The sequence below is a fragment of the Curtobacterium sp. PsM8 genome (genome assembly GCF_030433875.1).
Lineage (GTDB): Bacteria > Actinomycetota > Actinomycetes > Actinomycetales > Microbacteriaceae > Curtobacterium.
Genome location: NZ_JARUXD010000104.1, coordinates 1 through 8379, shown reverse-complemented (window position 1 = coordinate 8379; position 8379 = coordinate 1). Strand labels below are relative to the sequence as shown.

The window sequence follows — 8379 nt, the reverse complement described above, 5'->3', positions numbered from 1 at the left end:
ACGGCGTTGCGCCTGACCCCCGAGCACTTGGTGAGCTGGGTGAAACCCAGCGGGGGGGGGGGGGGCCCCCCCCCCCCCGCGGGGGGGGGGGGGGGGGCCCCCGGGGGGCGGGGGGGCCCGGGCGGGGGGGGGCCGGGGCCCCCCCCGCCCCGCTCACTTCCGCCGAGCGGTCACGACACCCCGCTCACCTGTCGACCTGACGGGGTGTCGTGACCACTCGGCGTGCTGCAGTCGGGCGCGCCCGGCACCCGCGCCCGGCACCCAGCGGCCGGCCCGCCCGCGTCAGGCCGCGCCGGCCGCCCGCCGCGCCTGCGCGACCGCGGCCCGCACCCCGCCCGACCAGGCGGGCCCGTGCCCCGGCAGGACGTGCCGCGCTTCGGTGTCGACGAGCAGGTCGAGCGACGCCACCGCGGTCGCCATGTCGGCCGTCGCCGCGGGCGCCACGACCCGCGGCCCGATCCCGCCGGTGTAGGGGTCGAAGGTGACCAGCGCGTCGCCGGCGATCACGGCGTCTCGGTCGGCGAAGTGCAGCGCCACGTGCCCGTCCGTGTGCCCGGGCGTCTCGATGATCCACGGGTTGCCGGGGACGTCGGCGCGGGACTCCAGGGGCTCGACCTCGTCGATCCCGTCGACGGTCGCCGCACCCGCCAGCAGCATCCGTCCGAGGGGCCGCAGACCACCGGGGTGCGCCAGGACGAACCCGAACCGGTTCTGCTGCGGCCGGTACGAGTAGGGGTGCGCCGCCAGCTCCCGGTCGCCCGGGTGCACGAACACGGGCGTGCCCCACTCGCGGTGCATGCGAGCGGCGGTGCCGACGTGGTCGAAGTGCCCGTGCGTGAGGAGCAGTGCCTCGACCCGGTCAGGCGAGTAGCCGAGGTCGTGGACGGCGAGCAGCAGGTGCGGCCAGACGGCGGGCAGCCCGGCGTCGACGACGAGCACTCGGTCCCCGGTCTCGACCAGGTAGGTGTTGGTGTGTGCGAGCTCGAGGCGGTGGATGCCCTCGGCGACGTCCCGGAACAGCATGCGTCGGACGCTAGGCCGGGCCCGCTGGGCGGGCGTCCGGGGCGCTGGCTCGGTGCGTCAGGGACGTGGCTGTCCGGCGGCGTCCGCGATCGCGGCCTGGAGGCGCGTCAACACCGGCACCGCCGCCACCAGCACCGCACGGTCGGCCTCCGGCAGCCCGGCCAGGGCGCTGAGCAGCAGCCGCTCGGCCGCCGCGTCGTACACGCGGAGGCGCTCGCGGGCCAGGTCGGTCAGCCCGACCTCGGTGCTGCGACCGTCACCACGGGCGAGCCGGCGTTCGACCAGGCCGTCCCGCTGCATCGCGGCGACGAGGTTGCTCACCGTGGAGCGGGCGAGGCCGAGTGCGCGGCCGAGGGCGGTCGGGCTGGCCCAGCCGTCCTCGTCGAGTCGGCGGAGGACCTCGATCTGCGCGTCGGGGACGGCGGGCAGGTCCCCCTCTGACCGGGAGGCGTTGAGGAGCGTCCGGCGGAACGGCCCGACCAGGGCGCTGAGCCGTCGGGCGGCGTCGCGGAGTCCGCGGTCTGCGGACCTGTCCGCAGGGTCACTCGCCGGGGTGCGCACACCCTCAGGGTAGTCGCAGCAGAAGCGATTGCAACAAACGTAGTTGTGGAGCAGGATCGACACATGGACATCACCACGAGCGTCGAACACCCCGAACCCCAGCAGGACCTCTCCGGCATCGTCGGACACCGGTTCATCTACACGTACGCCAACGGCTGGCAGTACGAGATGTACGTCAAGAACGCCACGACGATCGACTACCGCATCCACACCGGCATGGTCGGCGGCCGCTGGGTCAAGGACCAGACGGTCGACCTGGTCGTCCTGACCGCCGGCGTCTACAAGGTGTCCTGGAACGAGCCGACCGGCACCAGCGTCGTCGTGAACGTCGTCCCCGGTGAGCGGGTGCTGCACGGCACGATCTTCTTCCCGCACTGGGTGGAACTCGACGGCAGCAAGACCGTGCTGTTCCAGAACGACCACCTCGACCTGATGCGTGAGCACCGCGACGCCGGCCCCACGTACCCGATCTACGTCGTGCCGGAGTTCGCCCACATCACGCTGTTCGAACACGTGGGCGAGGACGACGAGACGATCGTCGACACGGCTCCCGCGGACCTCCCGGCCGGGTTCGCCGACCGGACCAACTGACGTGACGGCCACGACGGGCCCCGCGCCGATCGCCCTCGACCACCACGGTGCCTCCCTGCGCGGGTGGCAGTGGAACGCGGTCGACGGCGGGACGGACGCGCCCCTGGTGCTGTTCGTGCACGGCTTCGGCAGCAACGCGACCGGCTCACAGCAGCTGTTCGTGCAGGCCGCCCGCGCGCTCGCCGCCCGCGGCGCCGGGGTCCGCTCGTACGACCGGCTCGGCCACGGGTTCAGCGACGGGGACTTCGCCGACATCACGATCGGCGACGAGGTCGACCAGGTCGTCGCGATGGTCCGAGCCCTGGCGACGGACGCGGGATCGCGGCCGGTGCACCTCGTCGCCCACAGCCTGGGCGGGGTCGAGTCCGTCCTCGCCGCGGCCCGGGTGCCGGACCTCGTGGCCTCGTTGACGCTCTGGTCGCCCGCCGGCGTCGTGGTGGACGACATCGTCGGCAAGGACGAGATCCAGGGCCAGCCACTCGCCCCGGCCCGCGAGCGTGGCTGGTTCGACTTCGGGGGCATGGCCCTCGGCACGGCGTTCCTCGACGAGGTCCGCGCCGGCCTCGACGTCTGGGGTCCCGCCTCGGACTACCCGGGCCCGGCCGTCGTCGTGCACGGCACCGGCGACACGATCGTCCCCGTGGAGTACGGCCGCCGGTACGCCGGACTGCTGCCGGGGGCGACGTACGTCGAGGTCGACGGCGCCGACCACGGCTGGTCCTCCGTGCCGTGGCGCACCGGACTCGTCGACCGCCTGCTCCGGACCGTCGGGCTGGCCTGACGCCGCGGGCCTGACACCGGGCCCCGACGCCCGACACCCGGCGACGGCTGTCCCGCAACTGCCCGACACGCCGGGTGCGTCCGCGGGACAGTCGGGTCCCGCACGCGGGACAGCCGGGTCCCGCACCCGCGCGCCCGCGACGGCACACACCGCCGAGCGTGTACTCAGGGACCATGCCCAACGACTCCATGCCCGAGCTCGAGCTCCGGAACGTACGGACCCGGGAGCGCATCGTCGACACGGTCGCGCGCATCCGGCAGAAGTCCGACGTGCCCGCCCGCACCCGGCTCGCCCTCGCGAAGACCCGTCAGCGCTGGCACCGTGACCCCACGCCGCTCGTCGCCGTCGCCATGACCGCCGCCGCGGGACTCGCCGCGATCGTCGTCGGCACCCGGATCCGCAACCACCCCGCCGGTCGGTTGGGTGCCCTCCGCGAGCCGGCACCCGTCCCGGTGTTCAAGCCGGTGAAGGTCGGCAAGGACGGCAAGTCGACGGGCGTCCCCGTGTTCGCGCGGAAGGACCCCACGGGCAACCCGGTGTTCCAGGAACGCCAGGCCGCCGCGAAGCGTCGCAAGAAGGACGCCGCGCGGGCGAAGAAGTCGATCAAGCAGATGACAAAGTCGATGAAGGGCTGACCATGGCGAAGGCATCGCAGAAGCCGTCCCCGGACGACCCCCGGAAGCCGGACAGCCCGACCGACCTCACGAAGCCGTCGTTCACGTACACGCTGAAGAAGACCCTGCGTGAGTTCACGAGCGACCAGTGCACCGACCTGGCCGCGAGCCTGACGTACTACACGGTCCTCGCGCTCTTCCCCGGACTGCTCGCGATCGTGTCGATCCTCGGACTCGTCTCGAACCCGAGCGACACGATCAACACCCTGCTCCAGGTCATCCGGAACGCCGGCGGCGGCGACGTCGCGAAGCTGCTGGAGGAGCCGATCAACGGCCTGGTCCGCTCGCCCGCAGCCCCGGTGACATTCATCGTCGGTCTGCTCGGCGCGCTGTGGTCGGCCTCCGGCTACGTCGGTGCCTTCGGCCGGGCGATGAACCGCATCTACAACGTCCGCGAGGGGCGCCCGATCTGGAAGCTCCGCCCGACGATGCTCGGTGTCACCGTGACCACGGTGGTCCTGCTCGTCGTCGGCCTGCTCGCCCTGGTCTCCGGCCCCCTGGCTCGCAGCTTCGGTGACCTCATCGGCCTCGGCGACGCGGCCGCTCTCGTGCTGTCGATCGTGCAGTGGCCGATCCTGCTCGTCATCATGATCGTCATCGTCGCGGTGCTCTACTACTGGTCGCCGAACGTCCGGCAGTCGAAGTTCAAGTGGGTCAGTGGCGGTGCGATCGTCGCGATCGTCATCTGGATCCTCGCCAGTGTCGGCTTCGGCTTCTACGTCGGCAACTTCTCGAACTACAACGCCACGTACGGCTCGCTCGGTGGCGTGATCATCTTCCTGCTGTGGATCTGGATCACGAACAACGCGCTGCTGTTCGGCGCCGAGTTCGACGCCGAGCTCGAGCGTGGCCGGGAACTGCAGGCCGGCATCCACGCCGAAGAGGACATCCAGCTCCCCGAGCGCGACACCCGCCAGATCGAGAAGCAGGACGAGAAGCGCGCCGAGGACGTCCTGCAGGGCATCCGCATCCGCGAGAGCGCCGGCCGCACCAAGGACGACGACTGACCGAGGGTCGCTGCGCGACGCGCGCACGCTCCACCCGGACGGGAGGCGCGGTACCGGTTCCGTAGGCTGGCCTGCGTGACCGACACCGCGCCTCCCGTCTCCGTCCCCACGCCCGACAACGACCGCCCGGTCGCCCTCGTCACCGGCGCGACCCGGGGGATCGGCCGGGCGATCGCCGAGGACCTGGGCCGGACGCACCACGTGCTCGTCGGCGGACGCGATGCCGAGGCGGTCGCCACCGTCGTCGCCGCGCTGCCGAGTGCGGAGCCGTTCGTCGGCGACCTCGGCGCCGGCGACATGCCCGCCGTGCCGAGCTGGGTCGACGTCCTCGTGCACTCCGCGGGCGTCGAGCAGGGCACCCGCGTCGCGGACACCCCGCGTGACACGTGGGAGGCCGTCTTCGCCACCAACGTGTTCGCCGCCGCGGAACTCACCCGTGTCGCGCTGCCGGGGCTCCGGGCTGCACGGGGCATCGTCGTGACGATCAACAGCGGGTCCGGGTTCACCGCCGGTGCCGGGGGCGGCGTGTACGCGGCGTCGAAGTTCGCGCTCCGGGCGTTCACCGACGCGCTGCGCGAAGAGGAGCGGGCGAACGGCGTCCGGGTGTCGAGCGTGCACCCTGGCCGGACCGACTCGGACATGCAGCGGGCCCTCACCGAGAAGCTCGGCGAGGACTACGACACCGACTACTACCTCGCGCCGTCCGACGTCGCCGATGCCGTCCGGACCGTCGTCGACCTGCCGGAGCGTGGCACGGTCGAGATGCTCTCGATCCGGCCGTCCCGCCGGCGCTGACGGCGGGCGCACGGAGGCGCGGAGGCGCGGCGCCGAGCCTCGGCCCCGCGGACGTCCTGCGGCGTCGCGGAGCCGAGCCGTGTCCGCCCAGCCGAGCCTCAGGCGAGCTCGATCCGGACCTCGACGTCCAGGCGCGCCAGGAACCCCTCGTCGTGACTGACCACCACGAGGGCGCCCCGGCACGCGCGGAGCGCCGCCACGAGCTGGTCGACGCTCGTCATGTCGAGGTCGTTCGTCGGCTCGTCGAGCACCAGCAGCTGCGGCGGCGGGTCCGCGAGCACCAACCCGGCCAGCGCCACGCGGAACCGCTCCCCGCCGGACAACGTCCCGACGGCCCGGTCGACCACGTCCCCGCGGACCAGGAACCGGGCGAGTCGGTTCCGGAGCTCTGCCGGTGCCACGTCGGGCGCGGCACGCCGGACGTTCTCGAGCACCGAGGCATCGTCGTCGAGGGTGTCCTTCCGCTGTGGCAGGTAACCGACTCGGTCGGTGTGCGCCTCTGCGGACGTCCCGGGGAGCGGGTGCGGGCGCGCATCCGGCAGCCCGACGAGCTGGTCGAGGAGCGTCGACTTCCCGACCCCGTTGTCCCCGGCGACGGCGACCCGCTCTGGCCCCTGGACGACGGTCGCCCGGCCGCCGACCGTGATCGTCGCGATCCGCCGGGAGGCCGGGACGCCCGGGTCCGGCAGGTCCACGCTGATCTCGTCGTCGGACCGCAGTCGGTGGCCGGCTTCCCGCGCGGTCGTCAGCGCAGCCGCCTCGGCCGACGCCGAACCGGAGCGTAGCCGTCCTGCAGTGGCCTCGGCCCGCTTCCGCCGCTCGTTCGCCAGGATCTTCGGCACGGACGACGCTGCGGCCGCCCCGGCCCTCGCCCGGCGCGCGATGGTCGTCTCGGCGTCGATCCGCTGCCGCTTCTCGACGCGGTGCCGCTGCTCGGCGACCCGGACCTCGCGGGCGACGGCGGCCTGCTGCACGGCGAGGTGCTCCTCGAACGCCGAGTACGTCCCGCCGAACACGGTCGCGTCGCCGTCGCGGAGTTCGACGACCTCGTCGACGTGCTCGAGCAGTTCGCGGTCGTGGCTCACCACGACGAGGGTGCCGCGCCAGGAGTCCACGAGGTCGAGCAGCACCGCCCGGGCGCGACGGTCGAGGTTGTTGGTCGGCTCGTCGAGGAACGCGATCGGCCGGCCGCGGAGCCGGATGCCCGTGACCGCGACGAGCACCGCCTGACCGCCCGACAGGGTCTGCACCGGCCGGTCGAGATCATCGGCGCCGAGGGCGGCCCCGGGTCCGAGGCCGAGCGCCGCCAACGCCGCGCCGGCCCGCTCCTCCACGTCCCAGGCGTCGCCGACGGCCTCGAACTGCGCGGGGGTCGCGTCCCCGCCGAGGACCGCGCGGAGCGCCCGGACCTGGGAGCCGACCCCGAGCAGGTCCGCGACCGTGTCCGGGGTGGTGGGGCGTGCCTCCCGGCCGGCAGGTGGGGACGCGACGGACGGGAGGCGCGGTACGGCCCCCTGGACGCGCTGCGGCAGGTGGTCCACCGGCCCCGTCGTCGTGACGGCGCCGGTCGTCGGGGTGAGTTCGCCGGTCACGAGGCGGACGAGGGTCGACTTGCCGGCGCCGTTCCGCCCGACGAGCGCGGTCCGACCGCGGCCGAACGCGGTGCTGAGGTGGTCGAGCGCGACGGTGCCGTCGGGCCAGGCGAAGGAGACGTCGTGCAGGACGACGGAGGGGGTGACGGGCATGCGGATGCCTTCCGGTGGTCGTGCGGGCGCACGACACCGTCAGCCGCGAGGGCGGCGGTCCCACCGGTCGGCGGGCGAGGTCACGGTGTCAGCGCAGGGACAGCGGCTGCTGTGGCGCAGTGCCGGTGGTCTCGCGCAATGCCGGATCCGTTCCCGTCGGGAGGCCCCGTGGCCGCCACCCGTGCCGCCGGTCGGTCGTCCCGCACCGGGGCCCCGCGGTGACGACGGGGTACGACTCACCGTACGACCGCGCAGTCGTGCCGCGCAAGATGTCGGACATGGCTGACGACGAGAAGCAGACCCGGGACGACTTCGCCGACGCGGTGAACATGACCGCCTCGCAGCTGGAGGACTGGTTGGACTCCGACGAGTCGAAGGAGGTCGGCCAGAAGGCGTCCGGCGACTCCGAGTCGACCGGGCACGAGTCCGGGCGGCACATCGTGCGGATCCTGCGGAAGAAGCAGGGCGAGTACACCGACGACGACTACGCCCACATGCGGAAGGTCGTCGGGTACGTGGCGCGGCACTCGCAGCAGCGGCCCTCCGGTGACGTCGAGGACACCCGGTGGCGGTACTCGCTGATGAACTGGGGCCACGACCCGCTGAAGTGAGCAGTCTGCTCAAGTAGCGTGGCGGGCATGCCGGACAACCTGCTCCCGAACCCCTCGACCAACCCCGAGACGCTGCTGGCCGCCGAGCCCGAGGTGGACGCGGCCCTGGCGGCGGACGCACCCGTCGCCTCCGTGGTGGTGTCGTACCCGGCGTCGAGCCTGGCGTGGGCGCTGCTCGCCGACGAGGCGTGGGCGCGCGGTGCGACCGTCGAGTCCTACGCGTACGCCCGCGTCGGGTACCACCGCGGCCTCGATGCCCTCCGGAAGGCCGGGTGGCGCGGTGTCGGGCCGGTGCCGTGGTCGCACGAGCCGAACCGCGGCGTGCTGCGTTCCCTTTTCGCCCTGCGTCGGGCGGCCGAGGCGATCGAGGAGCCGGGCGAGGCCGAGCGGCTGACGCAGTTCCTCGACGGCGCGGACCCGTCGGCCGCCGAGGCCATCGCGCGCGGCTGACGCGCGGCGCCGCTGCGGCGCGCCGCGCTTCGGCGCGCTTCGCATGCGCACAACAGAAGCCCGTCCGAACCGGGGGATCCCCCGGGTCCGGTCTCTTATACACCTCTGACGCTGGCGCCGAACAGTAAGATGTGTAGATCT

10 protein-coding genes are annotated in these 8379 nt (G+C 73.3%); 7 read left to right on the top strand and 3 right to left on the bottom strand.

From position 1 onward, the window contains the following. Nucleotides 1–282 precede the first annotated feature (282 nt). Nucleotides 283–1023: an MBL fold metallo-hydrolase gene (locus QCD68_RS16260; protein WP_301223767.1), complete on the bottom strand. Its 741-nt coding sequence runs from the start codon at nt 1021–1023 to the stop codon at nt 283–285. A gap of 57 nt (nt 1024–1080) precedes the next feature. Further along, nucleotides 1081–1584, bottom strand: coding sequence for a MarR family winged helix-turn-helix transcriptional regulator (locus tag QCD68_RS16255; RefSeq protein ID WP_301223766.1), 504 nt, complete (start codon nt 1582–1584; stop codon nt 1081–1083). Nucleotides 1585–1647: 63 nt separating this feature from the next. Between QCD68_RS16255 and QCD68_RS16250 the strand changes: the two genes are divergently transcribed. From QCD68_RS16250 to QCD68_RS16230, 5 genes are all read left to right on the top strand, one after another. Beyond that, the gene (locus tag QCD68_RS16250; RefSeq protein WP_111075842.1) at nt 1648–2175 is read left to right on the top strand and encodes a phenolic acid decarboxylase; all 528 of its coding nucleotides are present in this window, start codon (nt 1648–1650) and stop codon (nt 2173–2175) included. A 1-nt stretch (nt 2176) separates the two neighbouring features. Continuing rightward, entirely contained in the window at nt 2177–2956 is a 780-nt protein-coding gene (locus tag QCD68_RS16245; protein ID WP_221849946.1) for an alpha/beta fold hydrolase, read from the top strand. A gap of 173 nt (nt 2957–3129) precedes the next feature. Then, a complete protein-coding gene (locus tag QCD68_RS16240) occupies nt 3130–3591 on the top strand; it encodes a hypothetical protein (RefSeq protein WP_301223765.1) in 462 nt (153 codons plus the stop codon). Between the two features lie 2 nt (nt 3592–3593). Next, nucleotides 3594–4637 carry a YihY/virulence factor BrkB family protein gene (locus QCD68_RS16235; protein WP_301223764.1) on the top strand — a complete coding sequence of 348 codons (1044 nt, stop codon included), beginning with the start codon at nt 3594–3596 and terminating at the stop codon, nt 4635–4637. A gap of 75 nt (nt 4638–4712) precedes the next feature. Beyond that, complete coding sequence (locus QCD68_RS16230; RefSeq protein WP_301223763.1) at nt 4713–5432, top strand: SDR family oxidoreductase; 720 nt, start codon at nt 4713–4715, stop codon at nt 5430–5432. A 98-nt stretch (nt 5433–5530) separates the two neighbouring features. On the opposite strand, the gene QCD68_RS16225 is transcribed toward QCD68_RS16230, so the two are convergent. Beyond that, nucleotides 5531–7177, bottom strand: coding sequence for an ATP-binding cassette domain-containing protein (locus tag QCD68_RS16225; protein ID WP_301223762.1), 1647 nt, complete (start codon nt 7175–7177; stop codon nt 5531–5533). A gap of 278 nt (nt 7178–7455) precedes the next feature. Between QCD68_RS16225 and QCD68_RS16220 the strand changes: the two genes are divergently transcribed. After that, entirely contained in the window at nt 7456–7788 is a 333-nt protein-coding gene (locus QCD68_RS16220; protein WP_301223761.1) for a DUF3140 domain-containing protein, read from the top strand. 27 nt (nt 7789–7815) lie between these two features. Further along, complete coding sequence (locus QCD68_RS16215; RefSeq protein WP_221849941.1) at nt 7816–8238, top strand: DUF3151 domain-containing protein; 423 nt, start codon at nt 7816–7818, stop codon at nt 8236–8238. Nucleotides 8239–8379 lie beyond the last annotated feature (141 nt).

Coding starts and splice junctions, on each gene's coding strand:
- QCD68_RS16260 (WP_301223767.1), bottom strand. CDS start 1,023: ATGCTGTTCCGGGACGTCGCCGAGGGCATCCACCGCCTCGAGCTCGCA.
- QCD68_RS16250 (WP_111075842.1), top strand. CDS start 1,648: ATGGACATCACCACGAGCGTCGAACACCCCGAACCCCAGCAGGACCTC.
- QCD68_RS16240 (WP_301223765.1), top strand. CDS start 3,130: ATGCCCAACGACTCCATGCCCGAGCTCGAGCTCCGGAACGTACGGACC.
- QCD68_RS16235 (WP_301223764.1), top strand. CDS start 3,594: ATGGCGAAGGCATCGCAGAAGCCGTCCCCGGACGACCCCCGGAAGCCG.
- QCD68_RS16225 (WP_301223762.1), bottom strand. CDS start 7,177: ATGCCCGTCACCCCCTCCGTCGTCCTGCACGACGTCTCCTTCGCCTGG.
- QCD68_RS16220 (WP_301223761.1), top strand. CDS start 7,456: ATGGCTGACGACGAGAAGCAGACCCGGGACGACTTCGCCGACGCGGTG.
- QCD68_RS16215 (WP_221849941.1), top strand. CDS start 7,816: ATGCCGGACAACCTGCTCCCGAACCCCTCGACCAACCCCGAGACGCTG.